The organism is Gluconacetobacter dulcium, assembly GCF_014174165.1.
GTDB classification, from domain to species: Bacteria; Pseudomonadota; Alphaproteobacteria; order Acetobacterales; family Acetobacteraceae; genus Gluconacetobacter; species Gluconacetobacter dulcium.
This window is the reverse complement of record NZ_JABEQN010000004.1, coordinates 147,045-166,564: the sequence shown is the minus strand read 5'-3', so window position 1 is coordinate 166,564 and position 19,520 is coordinate 147,045. Positions and strand designations below refer to the sequence as shown.

Sequence of the window (19,520 nt, the reverse complement as noted above, 5' to 3'; positions counted from 1 at the left end):
CCACAAGGTCCGCAGCCTGGGCACCGCCCCGGCCGGTTCGTCCGGCCGCCGCGTCGAACGGGTTCCATGGGCAAGAGGTTCACGACGTGAGGATTCCGAGCCGATTTTTTCTGCCGTCCCAGGACTGAACGGCGGCAACCCGGTCATGTTTCCCTCACTCTCCGCCCTGTTCGCCAAAGCCGGGGCAGCGCCTGTCGTCCAGGCACTGGTCATCATTATCGGCACCTTCATCCTCGAAGACGCCGCGACCATCCTGACGGCGATGGAGGTCCAGACCGGCCAGGTCGCCCTGCCCGTTGCCTTACTCGCACTTTATGTCGGGATCGTGGCCGGCGATCTGGGCCTGTACGGCCTGGGCAGGCTGGCGGCCCTGTGGCCCGCGGCCCGGCGCTGGGTCAAGGTTCCCCAGGATGAAAACGGCGGAAACTGGTTCGGCCGCAACGTGTTCCGTATCGTGTTCATCAGCCGCTTCATCCCCGGCGCGCGCCTGCCGCTCTATACCGCCTGCGGGTTCTTCAACGCATCGGTGCGGCGCTTCGCGCTGGCGGCGATCCTGGCAACCCTGATCTGGACAACGCTGCTCTTCGCGGTATCGCTACAGGTCGGCCATTTCCTGATCACCCATCTGGGTGCATGGAAATGGGCCGGAATGGGAGGCTTCGCCCTGACCATTCTTCTCGTCGGCCGGATCGTGGCCAATGTGCGGAGTCCCTCCCGATGACCCATGCCACCGCCGCCGCCCCCTCCAAGGCAGGCGCATCCCGGCCACCGTCCCCACTGTCGATGTTCGAATTCTGGCCGGGCTGGGCCTTCTACACACCCATCGTGCTGTACTGGATTCTGATGGGCCTGCGCCATGGCGACCTCAGCCTGCCCACCGCCGCCAACCCACGGATCGAAACCGGCGGCCTGTGCGGAGAGAGCAAGACCGACATCCTGGATATGGCCGGCGATGCCGCACGCCAGTGGATCGCCCCCTACACCACCGTCACCACCGGATCGGCCGACGACGCCGCCGCCGCGACAGCGGCCCTGGCCCGCGCCGGACTGACGCTGCCGGTCGTCGTAAAGCCCGATATCGGCTGCAACGGCACGGGCGTGAAGCTCGTCACCACCCCTGCGGAACTGGCCGCCGCCGTGGCGCTGTTTCCGCCGGACATCCGGCTGGTCATGCAGCGTCTCATCCCCTTCGAGCACGAGGCCGGGATCTTCTACATTCGCCATCCCGACGAAGAACGGGGCCGGATCACATCGCTCACCTACAAGGAAGCCCCAATCCTGGTCGGTGACGGCCGCTCGACCGTCCGCGAGCTGATCGACGCCGACGCCCGCACCCGCCTGGTGCCGCATCTCTACCTGCCCCGGCTCGGCGCGCGGGTTCACGACGTTCTGCCGGCGGGAGAGACGATGCGCCTGGTCTTCGCCGGCAACCACTGCAAGGGCTCGATCTTCCGCAACGGCGCCGACGACATCACGCCGGCCCTGACGGAACAGATCGACCGCATCATGCGCGACATCCCCGATTTCCATTTCGGCCGAATCGATTTGAAGTTCGATTCGATCGCCGCCCTGCGACTCGGCCGGGGGTTCGAAATCATCGAAATCAACGGCGTGGGGTCGGAAGCCACCCATATCTGGGACTCCCGCACCACCCTGCGTGAGGCCTATGCCGCACAGTTCATGCATTACCGCGAAACGTTCCGCATCGGCGCCAAGAAGAAGAAGGCCGGCTGGCAGTCATCCGGCGCCTTCACGATGCTGCGTTACTGGCGCCTCCAGAAGAAACTTCTGGCTTCCTATCCGCTTAACGACTGAGAGCCGGTTCCGTGGCGCCCCCCGACAATCCGGCGCGGGCTACGGCGTCGAATCGGAGGGCAGGCCACCATTCCCGAAGATGTAATTACTGACCTGCTGCTCCAGGCTGACGGCCTCCTGCGCGTTGGTGATCACCGCGCCGGCTGCCAGCCGATCCTTTGCCTTCCCCGGCTGGATCATCAGCGAATCGTCGCTGGTCATCGTCGCACTGCCGATCACCACCGCGCTGTCGTTCGGCAGAGACAACGCCCGATCCACCGTGAAGCGCACATTCGCCACCGCCATCACCGGGTCCAGCACGATATCGGTCACGCGCCCCACGGGCACGCCAGCCAGTTGGACATCCGCCCCCACATGCAGGCCGTTGGCGGACATGAACCGCGCCGTCAGCGGATAGCGGTCACCGCTCAGATCGGTCTGCGAGGCGCGGGCGTAGACGTAGAATACGACCGCCACCAGCAGGACCAGGCTGCTGAAGACAACCGCGCTTCCTTTTTCACGCACCAAATGCCTCTCTCCTCATTCCCTGCGGCCCGCAATTCGCCATACTCTCAGGCAAGTGCTTGCCGAGCTGGTGAAAAATGGGCACCACGCCAGTCTAAATCGCCATGGACAGCCGGACAATGACAGTTTTCCAAGCCATCATGATCGCGATCCTCCAGGGCGCGACCGAACTCTTCCCGGTCAGCAGCCTGGGCCACGCCGTCATTGTCCCGGCCCTGCTCGGCTGGGTGTTCGATCCCCAAGGCGAGATCTTCCTCCCCTTCCTGGTCATGCTGCATCTGGGGACGGCGGTCGCCCTGCTGTATTTCTTCCGCAGCGACTGGATCGCCATCTTCCGGGGCCTTTCCGGCCGCCACGGCAGCCAGCGACAGGCGGAGAGCATCCACATCCTGGCCCTGCTGGCGGTGGCCACCATTCCCGCCGTCCTGATCGGCGGCCTGCTGGAACATTGGCTGCGAGCCTTGTTCGGCAGCGCCCGCTATGCCTCGATCTTCCTCGTCATCAACGGCTTCCTGCTGCTGTTCGCCGACCGGCTGCGCGGCAACCGCGCCATCCAGCTCGGGCGCCCCATCGCCTCGCTTACCTATGCCGACGCCCTGATCATCGGCCTGTGGCAGTGCCTCGCCTTTTTCCCCGGCATCTCGCGCTCGGGGGCCACGATGGTCGGCGGCCTGTTCCGCAAGCTCAATCACGAGGGCGCCGCGCATTTCTCCTTCCTGATGGCCCAGCCGGTCATCATCGGCGCCGCGGTCCGCGAGGCCGCGCATATGCGCCACGTCACCCTCGCCCCCGGGCAGATGCAACTGGCCACGGTCGCCGCCGTGGTGGCGGCCATCACCGCGCTGGCCAGCACCGCCTTCCTGATGCGCTATTTCCGCAAGCACGAGCAATGGGCGCTCCGCCCGTTCGGCTATTACTGCATCATCGCCGGCGCCGCCGCCTATATCGTCCTCGGCCACTGAGGCCCTGCCTGCAAAGTCACCTGCCGACGATCCGCCACGCTCACGCGGCAGGCCGACTTTTCAAACAGCGCCCACGAGCCACCAGAAATTCCGGATATCATGACCCGTTCCACCCGCTTTCGCCCCGTGCTGGCGATCACCACGCTGCTCGCCCTCTCCGCCCCCGCCATCGCACCCGCCGCGACCGCCAATCTGGCCGTCGAGCAGGTCTCGCGCATGGACACCCCGTGGTGGCACCATCGCTTTGCCGACAAACAGGCCGAAATCGCCAACGGCCAGTTCGATGTCGTCTGGCTGGGCGATTCGATCACCCAGAACTGGGAGCGCAACGGCCCGGAACCCTGGCGCGACTTCGCCCCGGTCTGGCAGCATTATTATGGTGACCGGCACGCCATCAATCTTGGCTTCAAGGGCGACAGCACCTGCCACGTCCTGTGGCGCCTGGCGCATGGCGAACTGGATTTCCGCAAGCCCCCCCGCCTGTTCATCCTCATGATCGGCGCCAATAATTTCGGCCATGTCCATATCGACGCGGCCCACACCTATCCGGGCATCACGCGCATCGTCGATACGATCCACGCCCGCTTCCCCACCACGCAGGTCCTGCTGCTGAAAGTCCTGCCCTCGATCCGTTCGCCCTGGATCAGCGCGAACACACGACAGTTGAACGGCATGCTGGAGGCCGACATCCGCCAGAGCCGCCCATGGCTGCACCTGCTCGATGTCGGCAGCGCCGTGGAGGCCAACGGCGCGCCCGACCGGACACGTTTCCTGGACCCGCATCTGACCCCGCCCGACCCGCCGCTCCACCCCACCGCGGCCGCACAGCAGGATATCGCGCGCATGATCGAGCCGACCGTGGCAGCCATCCTCGGCGACCACCGCCACTGAGCACGCCAAGCGGACAGCGCGCCCAGAGATCGCCCGACGGACCCGCCTTTCAAACAGCGTCGAAAGCGCCTGTTCACATCCCGTCAGGCCACGGCGCGCCGTGCCGTCTGCGGCCTTGCGCACGAACCCCTTTTGCAACGATACAGGCATTCCCCGTTATGATATTGTGAAATTTATGCCTCTCCCTCCAGCTTCTACCAGTCGCCTACGGCTCCGAAAAACCATCCAGCAGATCGAAGCCGAGAGCCAGAACCACGGATTGCGGCGCACGCTCGGCCCTGTTCAGTTGATGATGCTGGGGATCGGCTCCACCATCGGCGCCGGCATTTACGTCATGACCGGCACCGCCGCCGCCAATTACGCGGGGCCGGCCATCCTGCTGTCCTTCCTGGTCGCCGGCCTGGCCTGCCTGTTCACGGCATTGTCCTACGGCGAACTGGCCTCGACGATGCCCGTCTCCGGCTCGGCCTACAGCTATGCCTACGTCTCGATGGGCGAAGGAGCCGCCTGGGCGGTCGGGTGGCTGCTGCTGCTGGAATATGGCGTGTCCTGCGCCGGCGTGGCGGCCGGGTTTTCCGGCTACGCCACTAGCCTGCTGCACGATCTGGGCGTCCAGGTGCCCGGCTTCCTGAGCACAACCCTGGTCCAGACCCTGCCCACGGCCCATGGCGCCAGCCTTCTGGTCGCCCCCCGGCTCGATCTGGTGGGCGCTCTGTCGGTGGCGGTGGTCACCGGCCTGCTGGTTCTCGGCATCGAGGAATCGGCGCGGATCAACACGCTGATCGTGTTCGTCAAAGTCGGCGTGCTGATGCTCTTCCTTGTCTTCGGCATCCGCTACATCCATCCGCAGAACCTGCTGCCCTTCATCCCGCCCAGCGAGGGCGGGTTTCATTTCGGGGTGCCCGGCATCTTTCGCGCCGCCTCGGTCATCTTCTTCGCCTATGTAGGGTTCGAGACCGTATCGACCGCGTCGGCCGAGGCCCGCAACCCACGGCGCGACGTGCCGCTGGGCATCATCGGTTCGCTGGTGTTCTGCACGCTGGTCTATATGTGCGTCGCCACGGTGCTGATCGGGGTCGTTCCCTTCCGCCAACTGGGCGTGGCCGACCCGCTGGCGATCGCGGTCGACGCGATCGGCCAGCCCTGGCTGGCGCTGCTCATCAAGGTCGGCGCCGTGGTCGGCCTCTGCTCGGTCATCCTCGGCCTGCTCTACGGCCAGACCCGCGTCTTCTTCACCATCGCCCGGGACGGGCTGCTGCCGCCGATCTTCTGCCGCCTGCATCCCACCTTCCGCACGCCGTGGGTCGGCACCATCGTGCTGGGCGCGATCGTCGCCGTCGCCACGGCAACCCTGCCGATCGACATCATCAGCGACCTGGTCAGCCTGGGCACGGCGGCCGCCTTCGGCATCGTCTGCTTCACGGTCATCTGGCAGCGCAACGCCCGGCCAGACCTGCCGCGCCCCTTCAGCGTGCCGCTGGGCGGCATCCGGATCGCCGGAGTCTGGATCGGCGTGGCACCGGCGCTGGGCATCGTGTTCTGCCTGATCATGGCCGGCCCCCTGTTCATCGACATGGTCCGCGCCCTGTTCAACGGCAATCCGCTACCGATGATCCTGCTGGGCACCTATGTGGCGCTGGGCATCCTCAGCTACGCATTCTACGGCCATTCCCACTCGCGCCTCGGCCGGGAAGACGGCAAGGCCATCATCTGAGAAACTGACGGAACAAGCGCGCGGGCGACGGCCCAGCGCGCACCCGGCCACCCCACGTCACCCGCTCCGCTCCCGCGCCCTATCCGGCGACGGCCTCCAGCCGCTCCGCCAGCAACCGCAACAGCGCGTCAATCATCGCATCGGCATCCGCCGCCACCGTGCGATGATTGACGATGGCTGCCCGAATCGCCCGAACACCCGCCACCGTCGTCGTCGACGGCGCGGCGGCACCCGATTCGTGCAGATCCTTCACCAGTTCGCCATTCAGCCAATCCAGATCCACGCCGGGCACGCGCACGCGGAAACAGACGATATTCAGCCCCACCGGGGCCAGACGCTCCAGCAGCGGTTCCGCGTCCACCCGCCGGGCCAGATGCCCGGCCACCGCGCAACATTCATCGACCATCAGCCCCATCCGGTCGGTGCCGTAGGTGCCCAGCGTCATCCATACCTTGAGCGCGCGAAAACCGCGTGACAGGTCCGGCCCCAGATCACAGAACCAGGGCGCATTACCCGCCAGCCCCCGATCCTCGCGCGACAGATAGGCCAGGGACTGCGCGAACGCCGCCGCCTGCCGGCCCGGCGTACGGACCAGAATGCACCCGGCGTCATAGGGAACCTGCGCCCATTTATGGAAATCGAACGCCAGACTGTCGGCCCGCTCCAGCCCCCGCAACGACGAACGAAGAGCGGGCGAGAGCATGGCCAGCGCACCGAATGCCCCATCCACATGGAACCACAGCCCCTCCCGTGCCGCGATATCCGCAATCCCGTCCAGATCGTCGATCGCGCCGGTATCGACCGTACCGGCGGTGCCGATCACGATAAACGGCTCCAGCCCCGCCGCGCGGTCGGCGGCAATCGCGGCCCGCAACGCCGCCAGATCCATGCGGTGATCGGCATCCACCGGCAAGACGCGCAGCGCATCGGTGCCCAGCCCGGTCAGGTCGAACGCGCGGGCGATGCAGCCATGGGCGGTGGCGGCGGCATAGCCGACCAGCCTGCGCCCGCCCACCCCCTCCCGGCGCAGCGCCAATCCATCAGGCACGGCCCGGCTGGCGGTCACGACCGCGATCATGTTCGCCATCGACGACCCGGTGACCAGCAATCCGGTGGTCTCGTCGGGAAAGCCCATGATCCGGGCCGCCCAGCCGATGACCGCCCGCTCGATTTCGACCGGCGCATGGTCGCGCCCGCCGCAATTGGCGTTCAGCCCACCCGCCAGCAGCTCGGCCAGCATGCCCACACCCGTGCCGCCCCCATGCACCCACCCCATGAATCCCGGATGCGTGTTGCCTGTGGCATAGGGCACGATTCGCTCGCGAAAATGCTCATACAGCTTCTCCGGCGCGGTCGGGCCGGTCGGCAGGGGCTCATGCAGGGCCGCGCGCACCGCAGCGGGCATCGGGCGCCAGACCGGCCCATCGCGCAAGGTCGCCAACCGGTCGACCATATCGTCGATCATCCGATGGCCGAGACGACGCAGATCGTCCCAATTGTCGGGGTCCAGGCCGGTCATGGGCGCATCCGTTTCCTTTTCTGCCGGCGACCGGCGGGCTGGCCAGTCGCGCGGCTCTGTCCAATCATTCAATGCGTGCCTATATGTGCGCCATCGGGCGCATCAAGTCTTCAATGGAACCTGCATGTTCTTCGGCAAACTCGAATTGACGGAAGTGGCGTGGGGCAACAGCCCGCGCCGGGCCAGGCTTGGGGGGCAAGGCACGCTGCTGGTCCTGCTGCATGGCCAGATGCAAAGCCACGCGGCCTGGCACGCCATCGCGCCAGACCTGGCCGACACCTACACCGTGCTGTGCCCGGACCTGCCGCGCGACCTGGATTTCCGGCGCCAGGCGGAGGAGCTGCTGCGCCTGGCGCACGATCTGGGGCATGAGCACCTGGCCGTGGCCGGGCACGGCACGGGCGGCCATATCGCCGCCTACGCCGCGTGGCTGGCGCCGGAGCGGGTCACCCGCATGGCCGCGATCGAATGTATCCCCTCGCCCGGCCATTACGGGCGCGCCGACCTCGCCTTCGAACTGTCGCGTTACAGTAGTTGCTGGTTCGCCCAGCTTCATCCGAAGCCCGAATCGGCGACGATGGCGGTGCCCGAGGAATGGACCCGCCCCGCCCCGCATTCCACGGCACCGTTCAGCCGCCCGGCGGTGGCCGACTACCTGCAAACCATGCCGGCGGGCGAAACGCCGGGGGCGAACGGCCATAACCGTATCCCGCCCTATCCGGGCGACCTGCGCATCGCCTGTCCGCTGCTGGTCGCCTGGTCGCGCGAAGGCCGACTGGGCGGATGGTACAATCCCGCCGATCTCTGGCGCCCCTACGCCACCGGCCCGCTGGTCGAAGCCGAAATCGCATCCGGCTACTACATCCCCGAGGAAGCCCCCAAGGACCTGCTGGCCGCGCTATCGGCCTTCCTGAAGCCCTGAAGTCGCGCGTCTTCCAAAAGCGCCGATGGTAAGCCGAGGCGCGGCGTCAGCCGCGCGTCTGGCCGTGCTTTCCAGGCATCGGAGCCGCCTTGATGCGGCCCCGGAGCCCCGCCCCGACCCCCAATGCACAGCCAATCGCGGTCACTCCGCCACCAACCCGGCTTTAGGACACGCTCCGAGGCGTCAGGACGCTTTTCTAGAGCGCCTCGGATTCCTGCCGGCGCTCCCAGGCATCGGCATAACGCCGGGCCAGCACCGCGCAGACAAAGAGCTGGATCTGGTGGAAGATCATCAGCGGCAGCACCACCAGCCCCACGGTCGCGGCGGGAAACAGCACGTTCGCCATCGGCACGCCCGATGCCAGGGTCTTCTTCGACCCGCAGAACACGATCGCGATCTCGTCTTCCCGCGGAAAGCCCAGAACCCGGCTGCCCGACATGGTGATCAGCAGCACGAGGGCGAGCAGGATACTGTCCGCCAGCATGATCAGCCCGATCTGCGAGAGCGGCATCTGGTGCCACAATCCCTGCACCACGGCCTCGCTGAACGCGGTATAGACCACGATCAGGATCGACCCGCGATCGGTCATGGACAACAGGCGCTTGTTGCGATGCGCCCATTTACCCAGCCACGGTTGCAGCACCTGCCCCAGCACGAAGGGCAGCAGCAATTGCAGCATGATGGCGACAACGCCCCCCTGCCCCGAAGCCGTGCCGTGGCGCGCCAGCACCAGCCCGGTCAGGATCGGGGTGATGAAAATGCCCAGGATGTTGGACGTGGTCGCGGCGCAGACGGCGGCCGGCACATTGCCGCGCGCGATCGAGGTGAACGCGATCGAGGACTGCACCGTGGACGGCAGGCAGCACAGGAACAGGATGCCCAGCCAGACCGACGGATGCAGCATGTTCGGAAACAGCGCGTGCAGGCCCAGCCCCAGCAGCGGAAACAGCGCGAAGGTACACAGCAGGATGGCCAGATGCAGCCGCCAGTTCACCAAGCCCCCCACCACGGCCTCGCGCGACAGACGCGCGCCCTGCATGAAGAACATCACGGCGATGACCGCGATCGCCAGATCCTGAAAGACCGGCACGGCGGCGCCACGACAGGGCAGGACCGTGGCGAGGATCACGGTGCAGACGAGGCTGATCAGGAACGGATCGGGCTTGAGCATCAGAAACAGTCCGCTGGCGGTGGATACACTGGATTTTAAAGTCGAGTCGGCGGTCCGCACCATGGACCGGCGCGATCTCCGCCGGAATATCGCAGCGTGCCTCGCCTCGGTCACGATCCCGTGCCAAGGAAGGGCGGTATAGGATCGTAATTGCCGGGGCAAGTCGATGATCACGCGCATTCCCGTTCTGCCGCTTCTCGTCGGCACCGTTCTCGCCATGGCCGGCACCGCACGCGCCGCCCCGCTGCCGCCCGCCTGCGCCATCGGCACGGCCGGAAGCCTGTCCACCTCGGCGGCCGGAGCCACCGCCCACAATTACGGGCTGCATTTCTCACCGGGCGCGGGCGCCCCTTCGCTGCACGCCGCATCGGTCACGGTCACCGGAGCCGGCGGCAGCGCCAACGACATGCACGATATCCTCGACGCCGCGTCGGTCGTGCTGCTGGGGGCGCTGGTCAACCATCATGATGCCGGCTGCACGGCGGATTATTTCCTCTCGACCCTCCAGCCGATCCTGTCCGGACTGGCGGCCGGCAGGGCATATGACATTTCGTGGTCCGCACCGGTCGCCCATACCGGCGCGAAACAGATCCGCTTCGCCGCCCTGCACCTGCATCTGTCCGGCGGCAGCGGCACGCAGCCCATCGCCGTTTCGCTGGACCTGCACGGCGCGGGCATGAACGGCGACACCGTACTGGCATCCCTGCTGCCGCAGGACGCCCAATCGGATTTCACGGTGCCGGCCCAGGCACTCGGCCCCCTGCTGGCCGCGACCGCCGGCCGCCCGGCCCACAGCGTCGCCGTGCCGGTCACGATCCGGACGTTGCAGGCGCGCCGTGGCGACATGCAGCTTGCAGGCAGCGGCTCGGCGGAGCTGACCGGCAACCCCGACGCGGCCTCCGCCCGCGGCCATATGAGCATGCGCAACCTGCCCGAACTGATCGAAGTCCTGCGCGCCGCAGGCCAGACCCGGCCGGCCGCCGCCCTGATCATCGCCAATCTGGTCGGGCATCATACCGATGCCACCGATACGTCCTGGGATGTCGAATGGTCTGGCGGCATCCTCACCGTCAATCACATCCCCCTCCCCCTGCGCTGAAAGCCTGACCGAAAATGCGCGCTGGCGGCGACCCGACGCACGGTTCCAGAGCGGCTCCGCGCACCGCCTCTTAAACTGCTTTTCACTGGTCGCCCGTTTCACGAACGAGACATAGTAACGCCTCCACCAACCGCTGGAGGATACCGGACATGACCGTCTCGCGACGCGCTTTCCAGACCTTCCTCGCCGGTCTCGGCCTCTCGCTGGCCGGGGCGGAGGTGCATGCCGCCGGCGCACGCGACCATGACGTCGAGTCCTTCATGCTGCCGCGCAACGACTGGGTGCCCAACAACGACCACCTGCCGGTCCTCTATTACCGCAACGTGCTGGCCCTGCCGGGCCACGACCCGGCTTCGGCGTTCGAAGACCTGTTCACCGCCAATGGCTGGCCACCCCAATGGCGCTGGGGGGTCTATGATTTCCACCATTTCCATTCCACGGCGCACGAGGTGCTGGGGGTCGCGTCCGGCTCGGCCCGGCTGATGCTCGGCGGCCCCGGCGGCCGGGTCGTCGATGTCCGGGCGGGTGATGTCGTGCTGCTGCCCGCCGGCACCGGCCACCGCAACCTGGGCTCGGATGACGATTTTCTGGTCGTCGGCGCCTACCCGCCCGACCAGCATTTCGACCTGCGCCGCAACGCGCTCTCGGCCGAGGAGATCGCACGGATGAACCACGTCCCCTTCCCCGCCAGCGACCCGGCAAAAGGCGCCGGCGGCCCGCTGACCGCCCTGTGGCACCAGGCATGACGCACAGCATGCACCGCCGCACGCTCCTGGCCGGACTATGCGCCCTGCTGCCCGCCCGCCGCGTCCTGGCGGCGCAATCGCTGCGCATCGGCACCATCGGGGCCGGTCATGTCGGCAGCACGCTGGCCGGCCTGTGGCTACGCGCCGGTCATCCGGTCATGCTCTCGGCCAACGATATCGCCTCGGCCCGCGCGGCGGCCGAGGCGCTGGGCCAGAACGCGCAGGCCGGCACACCGCAGGATGCCGCCCGGTTCGGTGATGTCGTCCTGCTCGCCGTTCCCTACGGCGCGCTTCCCAGCCTGGGCGCCAGCCTGCGCGACCTGCTGGCCGGGAAGATCGTGATCGACGCCTGCAATCCCTATCCGTGGCGCGATGGCGAAATCGCCAGCACGGCGCGCGAGCAAGGCGCGGGCATCACCACCCAGTCCTTTTTCCCCGGCGCGCACATCGTCCGCGCCTTCAATTCCGAAGATATGTCGACCATCCGCGCCGAGGCCCACCGCCCACCGCCATTGCTGGGCATTCCCTATGCCGGCGACGACCCGGCGGCCATGCGCACGGTCGGCACCCTGATTGCCGAGGCCGGGTTCGACCCGGTCGCGGTCGGCCCGCTGGCGGCCGCCCGCCTGTTCCAGCCCGGCTCCGACGGGTTCGAGGCCGACCTGACGGCCGCGGACCTGCGCACCCGCCTGCACCTGCCCCGGACATGAAAACGGGGGGCCATGCCCCCCGCGTCCGTCTTCTGGATGGTTCCCAGCGTCAGGGACCGGTCAGAGTGTTCGCCTGACGCAGCGCAAGGCCGAACTGCACCCAGCCCACGCCGGCGGCGATCAGTTCCACCGCGATGAAGGTGCCGATCAGCCACAACCCCGACCAGGGCAGCGTCATATACAGGCACACGCCGACCAGCAGGCTGATCAACCCGGCGCCCAGAATGATCCACCAGCCGTTCAGTTCCCGGTGGCGCGCCGCGATCAGCATGCGCATGGTTCCCGATACGATCAGGCACGCGGCAATGAACAGCGTCAGCACAATCGACCCCGTGACCGGCTCGTACATCAGCGAAATACCACCAGCGACGTAGAGCGCGCCGCCCAGCAGCGACAGCATGAAGCCACCCCAGTCGCGCACCGCGAAAGCATGGAACAACTGCGCCCCACCCGCGATCACCAGCACGATGCCGATGATGACGGTACTGGCGAGGGTAACGGAAATCGCATCGATCCAGGCAACAATGCCCAGCGCGACGGACAGCAGACCCAGCAGGACGAATAGTTGCCAGCGCTGCGTAAACGGGGTGGCCATGGCTTCTCCTCAATATTACCTGGAACAGTCGATATTGTGGATTATACGGACTTTACGGCGTACTACACCGGCTTTTTTTCATCCCTCCCGCCATGCGGCGCGTGACCGCCCTCATCCTGCGAGCCCCGATGACGACCCTTGCCGAGCTCGGCCCGCGAATCTGCATCATGGGCCCATCGAATAGCGGAAAATCGACCCTGGCCAGCGCAATCGGGCGGGCACGCGGCCTGCCACCCATTCATCTGGATCAATTGTCCCACCTGCCGGGGACGGATTGGGTACCAAGGGCGGATGAAGACTTCATGATCCTCCACGATGCCGCCATTTCGGGCCAGCATTGGGTCATGGACGGCAATTATTCCCGGTTCCTGCTGCAAAGGCTGGCACGCGCGACGGGCTTCATCCTGCTCGACACGTCTACCGCGACAAGCCTCCTGCGCTATTTCCGTCGCTCATGGTTCGAGCATGAACGCCATGGCGGACTGGACGGGGCTCAGGACAGCGTCAAATGGGACATGATCCATCACATCGCGGTCGCGACCCGAAAGAACCGCCGGAAGTACAGGGAACGATTCAACCGGATCAGCCTGCCCAAGATCAGCCTGTCCACGCCGGGCGCAATCGCGCGCTTCTACCGTTCGGAAAATCTTGTCCGCTCCGCATCCTGACCCAATCCCCGGCCCACCACCACCATCTCATCCGGTTGACAGGCCGGGGCCGAACCGCCTATAGGCCGCCTCCACTGCCGGGAACGTGGACGGACCGGCCGGTGCCTGATCGGGTGATTGCTCCCCGGCACCGGTAATGCGGTTCGCGCCCGCCCTGTTCATGCGGAACAGGGCCTACCGGTGCAATACAGGGCGGCAACCGGCCTTCGGGCCACGATGCCGTCCATCGACTATGAAAGACCGCGCGCGATGAGCAAGCGCCTTGAGAGCAAGTACAAAATCAATCGCCGCCTTGGCGTCAACCTGTGGGGCCGCGCGAAGTCGCCGGTCAACAAGCGGGAATACGGCCCCGGCCAGCACGGCCAGCGCCGCAAGCAGAAGCCGTCGGACTTCTCGGTCCAGCTGATGGCGAAGCAGAAGCTGAAGGGCTATTACGGCAACATCAGCGAGAAGCAGTTCCGCAAGTATTACGACGAGGCCGTGCGCCGCAAGGGCGACACCTCCGAGAACCTGATCGACCTGCTGGAGCGCCGGCTGGACGCGGTCGTCTATCGCCTGAAGTTCGCGATGACGCCGTTCGCCGCCCGCCAGTTCGTCAGCCACGGCCACGTCACGGTCAACGGCCGCAAGGTCAACATCCCGTCCTTCCTGGTGCGCGATGGCGACGTGATCGAGGTCCGCGAGAAGTCCAAGCAGCTCGCCATCGTCCTCGACGCGGCGCAGAGCGGCGAGCGTGACGTGCCGGAATATGTGGAAGTCGATCACCGCCAGATGAAGGGCCGCTTCGTGCGCGCGCCGAAGCTGTCGGACGTTCCCTACCCTGTGCAGATGGAACCGAACCTGGTCATCGAGTTCTACTCGCGCTGATCCGGTCTCCAGACCAACGACCGCAGCGCCGGGCGCGGGGGAATCCCCTGCGCCCGGCGTCTGTGTTTCTGGGACCAGCCGCCCGAACCATCAGCCCGCATGGATTTTGCCGTGAACGCCGAGCCCTCCACCGACCTCGCCCCGACCATCGCCCGCGAAATCGCCCGGCGGCGCACCTTCGCCATCATTTCGCACCCCGACGCGGGCAAGACCACGCTGACCGAACGCATCCTGCGGGCTGGCGGCGCGATCCAGATGGCGGGCAACGTGCGGGCCAAGGGCGAACGCCGCCGCACGCGGTCGGACTGGATGGGCATCGAGCGCGATCGCGGTATTTCCGTCGTCACCTCGGTCATGACGTTCGAATATGGCGGCTGCATCTTCAACCTGCTCGACACGCCGGGCCATGAAGATTTCTCGGAAGATACCTACCGCACGCTGACGGCCGTGGACTCGGCGGTGATGGTGATCGACGCCGCCAAGGGCATCGAGGACCGGACCCGCAAGCTGTTCGAGATCTGCCGCCTGCGCGATATCCCCATCGTCACCTTCATCAACAAGATGGACCGCGAGGCGCAGGACCCGTTCACGCTGCTGGACGAAATCTCTTCCGCCCTGGCGCTGGACACCGCGCCGGCCACCTGGCCGGTCGGCCGCGCCGCGCAGTTCGCCGGCACCTACGACCTCCGCGAGCGCCAGCTTCATGTCTCGCCCCCGCTGGAGCAGTCCGACCCGCGCATGGTGCAACTGGCCGAGGAACTGGAACTGGCCGAGGCCGCGCTCCCGACCTTCGACCGCGAAAGCTTCAATGCCGGCCACCTCACGCCCGTCTTCTTCGGCAGCGCGATGAAGGAAATCGGCGTAACCGATCTGCTGGACGCGCTGGTGGCCTTCGGCCCACCACCGCGCGACCAGGCGACCGAAACCCGCACCGTCCGCGCGGACGAAACCGGCCTGACCGCCCTGGTCTTCAAGATCCAGGCCAACATGGACCCCAACCACCGCGACCGCATGGCCTTCGCGCGGATCTGCTCGGGCCGGCTGGAGCGCGGCATGCGGCTGAAGCACACCCGCACCGGCAAGCAGTTCGCCCTGCACACGCCCCAGTTCTTCTTCGCCCGCGACCGCCAGTTGGCCGAGGAAGCCTTCGCCGGCGACGTGGTAGGCATCCCCAACCACGGCACGCTGCGCATCGGCGACACGCTCACCGCGGGCGAGGACCTGCGCTTCACCGGCGTCCCGCATTTCGCGCCGGAAATCCTCCGCCGCGTCCGTCTGGACGACGCGATGAAGGCCAAGAAGCTGCGCCAGGCCCTCACCGAACTGGCCGAGGAAGGCGTGGTCCAGCTTTTCCGCCCGCAGGACGGCGCGCCGCCGATCGTCGGCGTGGTCGGCACGCTCCAGCTCGACGTGCTTCAGGCCCGCCTCAGCGGCGAATACGGGGTGAGCATCGGCTTCGAATCCACCCCCTACAACCTCGCGCGCTGGGTGGTGGGCGACAAGACGAAGCTGGAACTGTTCGCCATGGCCAACCGCTCGGCGATGGCCGACGATCTGGACGGCGACCCGGTGTTCCTCGCGGGCTCGGCCTTCATGATGCGCCGCACGGCCGAGATGAACCCCGACCTGACCTTCCACGACATCAAGCAGATCGGCGTGGAATCCCGCTGATATCGGCCTCGGGCGGCGTCACGGCCGCCCGTTCCCTGCCCAGCGTATAGACAACCCGCGCCCCCAGCATCAGCGCCACGACCACCAGCGCCGTCGCCACGCCGCCCCATAGCCCCACCACGCCAAACCCGCACCGGAAGGCCAGCCAGTTGGCCAGCGGAAAGCCCACGCCCCAGTAGCCGGCGATGGCCAGTACCATCGGCACCATGGCATCGCCCCGCCCGCGCAGCACGCCCACCAGCACCGCCTGGGTGCCGTCGGCCATCTGAAAGATCGCCGCCACCAGCAGCGCCGCCGTGGCGATCCGCGCGCTTTCCGCATTGGCCGGCACCGACGGGTCCAGATAGAAAGCCACGATCCGGGCACGCAACAGATAGATCAGGCACCCCACCACTCCCATGCCGGTGATCGCGGTGCCCACCGCCACCCGCGCCGCGCGGCGCACCCGCTCGGGCTGCCCCGCTCCGGTCCAGTAGGCCGCCCGCACATTCGCCGCCTGCCCCAGCGCCATGGTCACCATGTAGGTGGTCGCGGTCACGCTCAACACGATCTGGAACGCCGCCAGCGCGCGCGGCCCCAATGTCGCCGCCTGCAGCCCCGTGACCTCGAACAGCATGATCTCGGCTCCGGCCGCCGCGAACATCGGCAACCCCAGCCGCAACAGCACCAGCATGTCGGCCGCAAACGGCCGCAACGGCCACAGCAGCAGGCGCAGATGCGGCCGGGAATGCACCATCGCCAGCAGCACCAGCGCGCTCCCCCACATGGTCAGCGCGGTCGCCAGGGCCGATCCCTGCAACCCCAGCGCCGGCAGGCCGAACAGCCCGTGGATCAGCGCCGCGTTCAGCACGCCGTTCACCACCGCCACCACCGGCATCACCCGCAGCAGCAGCCCCTGCGCATCCAGCGCCGGCAGCACCACCTCCACCACCCCGGTCCCGATCAGCGCGGGCGGCACGCCCCACATCAGGATATGGGTAAAGGACGACACCGGGCCGACAAAGGATTCGGGCTGATGCATCAGCCGCAGCAGCGTGCCCGCCTGGTCCAGAATCGCCAGACACGGCAGGCACAGCAGCAGCGCCATCACCAGCAGCATGGCATGGATCGGGGCGATCCTGTCGCTGTCCCCCCGCCCGCGCGCCTGGGCAATCAGCACCCCGCCCGCCCCCAGCATCGCCTGCAAGACCGCGAGAACGGTAAAGAACAGCGTGGTGGACAGCCCGCCGATGGCCAGGGCATCCGCTCCCAGCCCGCCCAGCAACACGCTGTCGGTCACGCCCATGGCCATCTGCGCGATCTGCGCCAGGGCGATCGGGGCCGCGACACGCAGCAGAAGACGAAGTTCCGATTGGGGCAAGGCTGGGTCCGACATGGGCGCATCCAGAGCAGATCGGCCCCCGAAAGACCAGATGCCGCACGCCGCATTCCGCTATTCGGCGGCCGCCCTGCATAAGGGTGTTGCGTCCGCCCCGTCCCTGTCGCATCTAGGCGCCATCATGTCCGACACCACGCCGCAACTGACCCTGCACGACAGCAGCAGCCGCACGACGGTTCCCTTCGCGCCTCTCGATCCGGAGAATGTGCGGGTCTATTACTGCGGCCCCACGGTCTATGACCTGGCGCATATCGGCAACCTGCGGGCCATGATCACCGCCGACATCCTGGTGCGCCTGCTGCGCCACCTGTATCCGCGCGTCACCTACGTCCGCAACATCACCGACGTCGACGACAAGATCAACGCCCGCGCCCATGCGAACGGCGAGACGATCGACAACCTGACCGCCCGCACGATCCGCGATTTCCACGCCGACCTGGCCGCCGTCGGCGTGCTGCCGCCCGACGTGGAACCCCGCGCCACCCATCACATCGCCGAAATGATCGCGCTGATCGAGCGCCTGATCGCCGGCGGCCACGCCTACGAGGCCCAGGGCCACGTCCTGTTCGCCGTCGCCCGCTTCCCCGGTTACGGTGCCCTTTCCGGCCGCTCGCCCGATGACCTGCTGGCCGGCGCCAGGGTCGAGGTCGCGCCCTACAAGCGCGACGCCGGCGATTTCGTGCTGTGGAAGCCCTCCGAACCCGGCCTGCCGGGCTGGGAAAGCCCGTGGGGTCGGGGCCGGCCGGGCTGGCATATCGAATGCTCGGCCATGTCGCACCGCTATCTGGGCGAGAGCTTCGACATCCACGGCGGCGGCAGCGACCTGCTGTTCCCGCACCACGAAAACGAACGGGCACAAAGCCAGTGCTGCTTCCCGCACAGCCGCTTCGCGAACCACTGGGTGCATAACGCGATGCTGCTGGTGAATGGCGAGAAGATGTCCAAATCGCTGGGCAACTTCCTGACCATCCGCGACATCCTGTCCGACACCCCCGCCGAGGCGCTGCGCCTCCTGCTGCTGCATGCCCAGTACCATTCGGTGCTGAACTTCACCCGCACCGGGCTGGACGAGGCAAAACAGACGCTGAACCGCTTCTACCGCGCCATCGGCGACCTCCCGCCCGACGAAACCGATCCGGTCCCGGCCGAGGTCCTGGCCGCGATGTGCGACGATCTCAACACACCGCGCGCCCTGGCCGAGATGCACGCCCTCGCCGATCGCGCCCTGGCCGGCGACCGCGACGCCGCACGCGGCCTGCGCGCATCCGGCCGCCTGCTGGGCCTGCTGGGCCAGTCGGCCGATGCCTGGTTCCGCGCCGGCGCCAGCGTCGACGAGGCCGAAATCGAAACCCTGATCGCCGAACGTCTCGCCGCCCGCAAATCCCGCGACTTCGCGCGGGCCGATGCCATCCGCGACGACCTCGCCACACGCGGCATCCTGCTGGAAGACGGCCCCACCGGCACCACCTGGAGGCGCGCATGACCGGCCGCGACGGCGGGGCGGATATCGGCCCGATCGGCAACAGCCCGGTCGTGATCCTGGTGCGCCCGCAGATGGCCGAAAATATCGGCACCACGGCACGCGCCATGGCCAATGGCGGCCTGTTCCACCTGCGGCTGGTCGCCCCGCGCGACGGCTGGCCGCTGGAACGCGCCTGGCGCGCGGCCTCCGGCGCCGACCGGATTCTCGACGCCGCGACGGTGCATGAAACCGTCGATGACGCGGTGGCCGACCTGCACCACGTCCTCGCGACCTGCCCCCGCCCGCGCCACATCGTCAAGACGGTGCTCACCGCCCGAGGCGGCGCCGCCGAACTGCGGCAGATGAGCAGCCGTGGCCTGCGCACCGGCCTGATGTTCGGCCCCGAGCGCGCCGGGCTGGACAACGAGGACATGGCCCGCGCCGACGCGCTGATCCGCTACCCGCTGAACCCGGCCTTCATGTCGCTGAACCTGGCGCAGGCGGTCATGATCATGGCCTATGAATGGTGGATGGCCGAAGACACCACCCCGCCGCGCACGTTGATGACCAACGAAACCCACGTCGCCACCAAGGGCGAACTGGACAATTTCATGCGCAATCTCGTCGGCCAGCTCGATGAATGCGGTTTCCTGCGCAACGAGCAGAAGCGCCCCGGCATGGTCCGCAACCTGCGCCATTTCTTCACCCGTGGCGAAGTCACGGAACAGGAACTCCGCACCCTGCACGGCGTGGTGACCGAACTGGCCCGTGGCCGCAAGGCGCGAGGAACCGGCGGCGAAGGCTGAAGCACGCCGGCCCCGCGCCT

Annotated in this window: 19 protein-coding genes; 14 read left to right on the top strand and 5 right to left on the bottom strand. The window is 67.3% G+C overall.

Translation table 11 applies throughout. The features are described 5' to 3' along the window. Positions 1–145 precede the first annotated feature (145 nt). The gene (locus HLH25_RS04925; protein ID WP_114726973.1) at positions 146–721 is read left to right on the top strand and encodes a DedA family protein; all 576 of its coding nucleotides are present in this window, start codon (positions 146–148) and stop codon (positions 719–721) included. Beyond that, positions 718–1,815: an ATP-grasp domain-containing protein gene (locus HLH25_RS04920; RefSeq protein ID WP_182973014.1), complete on the top strand. Its 1,098-nt coding sequence runs from the start codon at positions 718–720 to the stop codon at positions 1,813–1,815. Before HLH25_RS04925 ends, HLH25_RS04920 begins: the two co-directional genes overlap by 4 nt. 39 nt (positions 1,816–1,854) lie before the next feature. Here the strand turns inward: HLH25_RS04920 and HLH25_RS04915 are convergent, their stop codons facing one another. Beyond that, positions 1,855–2,322 carry an MlaD family protein gene (locus tag HLH25_RS04915; RefSeq protein ID WP_182973013.1) on the bottom strand — a complete coding sequence of 156 codons (468 nt, stop codon included), beginning with the start codon at positions 2,320–2,322 and terminating at the stop codon, positions 1,855–1,857. A 116-nt stretch (positions 2,323–2,438) separates the two neighbouring features. On the opposite strand from HLH25_RS04915, the gene HLH25_RS04910 reads away from it, so the two are divergent. The 3 genes from HLH25_RS04910 (at position 2,439) to HLH25_RS04900 (ending at position 5,886) form a co-directional block, all read left to right on the top strand. Then, positions 2,439–3,281 carry an undecaprenyl-diphosphate phosphatase gene (locus tag HLH25_RS04910; RefSeq protein ID WP_182973012.1) on the top strand — a complete coding sequence of 281 codons (843 nt, stop codon included), beginning with the start codon at positions 2,439–2,441 and terminating at the stop codon, positions 3,279–3,281. 99 nt (positions 3,282–3,380) lie between these two features. After that, a complete protein-coding gene (locus tag HLH25_RS04905; protein ID WP_182973011.1) occupies positions 3,381–4,172 on the top strand; it encodes a GDSL-type esterase/lipase family protein in 792 nt (263 codons plus the stop codon). A 175-nt stretch (positions 4,173–4,347) separates the two neighbouring features. Continuing rightward, positions 4,348–5,886 carry an APC family permease gene (locus tag HLH25_RS04900; protein ID WP_182973010.1) on the top strand — a complete coding sequence of 513 codons (1,539 nt, stop codon included), beginning with the start codon at positions 4,348–4,350 and terminating at the stop codon, positions 5,884–5,886. A 79-nt stretch (positions 5,887–5,965) separates the two neighbouring features. Here the strand turns inward: HLH25_RS04900 and HLH25_RS04895 are convergent, their stop codons facing one another. Then, positions 5,966–7,405: a pyridoxal phosphate-dependent decarboxylase family protein gene (locus HLH25_RS04895; RefSeq protein ID WP_182973009.1), complete on the bottom strand. Its 1,440-nt coding sequence runs from the start codon at positions 7,403–7,405 to the stop codon at positions 5,966–5,968. A gap of 124 nt (positions 7,406–7,529) precedes the next feature. On the opposite strand from HLH25_RS04895, the gene HLH25_RS04890 reads away from it, so the two are divergent. Continuing rightward, positions 7,530–8,327 carry an alpha/beta fold hydrolase gene (locus HLH25_RS04890; protein ID WP_182973008.1) on the top strand — a complete coding sequence of 266 codons (798 nt, stop codon included), beginning with the start codon at positions 7,530–7,532 and terminating at the stop codon, positions 8,325–8,327. 196 nt (positions 8,328–8,523) lie between these two features. Here the strand turns inward: HLH25_RS04890 and HLH25_RS04885 are convergent, their stop codons facing one another. Next, complete coding sequence (locus HLH25_RS04885) at positions 8,524–9,498, bottom strand: bile acid:sodium symporter family protein (protein WP_182973092.1); 975 nt, start codon at positions 9,496–9,498, stop codon at positions 8,524–8,526. 166 nt (positions 9,499–9,664) lie between these two features. Between HLH25_RS04885 and HLH25_RS04880 the strand changes: the two genes are divergently transcribed. The 3 genes from HLH25_RS04880 (at position 9,665) to HLH25_RS04870 (ending at position 12,053) form a co-directional block, all read left to right on the top strand. Continuing rightward, positions 9,665–10,597 (top strand): hypothetical protein, encoded by a 933-nt coding sequence (locus HLH25_RS04880; protein ID WP_182973007.1) that lies wholly within the window; start codon positions 9,665–9,667, stop codon positions 10,595–10,597. A gap of 149 nt (positions 10,598–10,746) precedes the next feature. Continuing rightward, on the top strand, positions 10,747–11,343 hold the full coding sequence (locus HLH25_RS04875) for a cupin domain-containing protein (RefSeq protein ID WP_182973006.1): 597 nt from the start codon (positions 10,747–10,749) through the stop codon (positions 11,341–11,343). Beyond that, complete coding sequence (locus HLH25_RS04870) at positions 11,340–12,053, top strand: NADPH-dependent F420 reductase (protein ID WP_182973005.1); 714 nt, start codon at positions 11,340–11,342, stop codon at positions 12,051–12,053. The genes HLH25_RS04875 and HLH25_RS04870 overlap by 4 nt, the downstream gene beginning before the upstream one ends. Before the next feature lie 49 nt (positions 12,054–12,102). Here the strand turns inward: HLH25_RS04870 and HLH25_RS04865 are convergent, their stop codons facing one another. Beyond that, entirely contained in the window at positions 12,103–12,648 is a 546-nt protein-coding gene (locus tag HLH25_RS04865; protein ID WP_114726961.1) for an HdeD family acid-resistance protein, read from the bottom strand. Positions 12,649–12,815: 167 nt separating this feature from the next. On the opposite strand from HLH25_RS04865, the gene HLH25_RS04860 reads away from it, so the two are divergent. The 3 genes from HLH25_RS04860 to HLH25_RS04850 all read left to right on the top strand — a co-directional run bounded on the left by HLH25_RS04860 (position 12,816) and on the right by HLH25_RS04850 (position 15,854). Next, on the top strand, positions 12,816–13,316 hold the full coding sequence (locus HLH25_RS04860) for a P-loop NTPase family protein (RefSeq protein ID WP_246401363.1): 501 nt from the start codon (positions 12,816–12,818) through the stop codon (positions 13,314–13,316). 249 nt (positions 13,317–13,565) lie between these two features. Next, a complete protein-coding gene (rpsD, locus tag HLH25_RS04855) occupies positions 13,566–14,183 on the top strand; it encodes a 30S ribosomal protein S4 (RefSeq protein WP_182973003.1) in 618 nt (205 codons plus the stop codon). Between the two features lie 99 nt (positions 14,184–14,282). Continuing rightward, positions 14,283–15,854, top strand: a complete 1,572-nt coding sequence (locus HLH25_RS04850; protein ID WP_182973002.1) for a peptide chain release factor 3 — start codon at positions 14,283–14,285, stop codon at positions 15,852–15,854. Here the strand turns inward: HLH25_RS04850 and HLH25_RS04845 are convergent. Next, entirely contained in the window at positions 15,826–17,229 is a 1,404-nt protein-coding gene (locus HLH25_RS04845) for an MATE family efflux transporter (protein ID WP_182973001.1), read from the bottom strand. The genes HLH25_RS04850 and HLH25_RS04845 overlap by 29 nt on opposite strands. A gap of 124 nt (positions 17,230–17,353) precedes the next feature. Between HLH25_RS04845 and cysS the strand changes: the two genes are divergently transcribed. Both cysS and HLH25_RS04835 read left to right on the top strand, forming a co-directional pair. Then, complete coding sequence (gene cysS / locus HLH25_RS04840) at positions 17,354–18,715, top strand: cysteine--tRNA ligase (RefSeq protein WP_182973091.1); 1,362 nt, start codon at positions 17,354–17,356, stop codon at positions 18,713–18,715. After that, positions 18,712–19,500 (top strand): RNA methyltransferase, encoded by a 789-nt coding sequence (locus HLH25_RS04835; RefSeq protein ID WP_182973000.1) that lies wholly within the window; start codon positions 18,712–18,714, stop codon positions 19,498–19,500. The genes cysS and HLH25_RS04835 overlap by 4 nt, the downstream gene beginning before the upstream one ends. Positions 19,501–19,520: the final 20 nt, after the last annotated feature.

What these genes read in the sequence shown, in the direction of transcription:
- HLH25_RS04925 (WP_114726973.1), top strand. Translation starts at nt 146, where the DNA reads ATGTTTCCCTCACTCTCCGCCCTGTTCGCCAAAGCCGGGGCAGCGCCT.
- HLH25_RS04920 (WP_182973014.1), top strand. Translation starts at nt 718, where the DNA reads ATGACCCATGCCACCGCCGCCGCCCCCTCCAAGGCAGGCGCATCCCGG.
- HLH25_RS04910 (WP_182973012.1), top strand. Translation starts at nt 2,439, where the DNA reads ATGACAGTTTTCCAAGCCATCATGATCGCGATCCTCCAGGGCGCGACC.
- HLH25_RS04905 (WP_182973011.1), top strand. Translation starts at nt 3,381, where the DNA reads ATGACCCGTTCCACCCGCTTTCGCCCCGTGCTGGCGATCACCACGCTG.
- HLH25_RS04900 (WP_182973010.1), top strand. Translation starts at nt 4,348, where the DNA reads ATGCCTCTCCCTCCAGCTTCTACCAGTCGCCTACGGCTCCGAAAAACC.
- HLH25_RS04895 (WP_182973009.1), bottom strand. Translation starts at nt 7,405, where the DNA reads ATGACCGGCCTGGACCCCGACAATTGGGACGATCTGCGTCGTCTCGGC.
- HLH25_RS04890 (WP_182973008.1), top strand. Translation starts at nt 7,530, where the DNA reads ATGTTCTTCGGCAAACTCGAATTGACGGAAGTGGCGTGGGGCAACAGC.
- HLH25_RS04885 (WP_182973092.1), bottom strand. Translation starts at nt 9,498, where the DNA reads ATGCTCAAGCCCGATCCGTTCCTGATCAGCCTCGTCTGCACCGTGATC.
- HLH25_RS04880 (WP_182973007.1), top strand. Translation starts at nt 9,665, where the DNA reads ATGATCACGCGCATTCCCGTTCTGCCGCTTCTCGTCGGCACCGTTCTC.
- HLH25_RS04875 (WP_182973006.1), top strand. Translation starts at nt 10,747, where the DNA reads ATGACCGTCTCGCGACGCGCTTTCCAGACCTTCCTCGCCGGTCTCGGC.
- HLH25_RS04870 (WP_182973005.1), top strand. Translation starts at nt 11,340, where the DNA reads ATGACGCACAGCATGCACCGCCGCACGCTCCTGGCCGGACTATGCGCC.
- HLH25_RS04865 (WP_114726961.1), bottom strand. Translation starts at nt 12,648, where the DNA reads ATGGCCACCCCGTTTACGCAGCGCTGGCAACTATTCGTCCTGCTGGGT.
- HLH25_RS04860 (WP_246401363.1), top strand. Translation starts at nt 12,816, where the DNA reads ATGGGCCCATCGAATAGCGGAAAATCGACCCTGGCCAGCGCAATCGGG.
- rpsD (WP_182973003.1), top strand. Translation starts at nt 13,566, where the DNA reads ATGAGCAAGCGCCTTGAGAGCAAGTACAAAATCAATCGCCGCCTTGGC.
- HLH25_RS04850 (WP_182973002.1), top strand. Translation starts at nt 14,283, where the DNA reads ATGGATTTTGCCGTGAACGCCGAGCCCTCCACCGACCTCGCCCCGACC.
- HLH25_RS04845 (WP_182973001.1), bottom strand. Translation starts at nt 17,229, where the DNA reads ATGTCGGACCCAGCCTTGCCCCAATCGGAACTTCGTCTTCTGCTGCGT.
- cysS (WP_182973091.1), top strand. Translation starts at nt 17,354, where the DNA reads ATGTCCGACACCACGCCGCAACTGACCCTGCACGACAGCAGCAGCCGC.
- HLH25_RS04835 (WP_182973000.1), top strand. Translation starts at nt 18,712, where the DNA reads ATGACCGGCCGCGACGGCGGGGCGGATATCGGCCCGATCGGCAACAGC.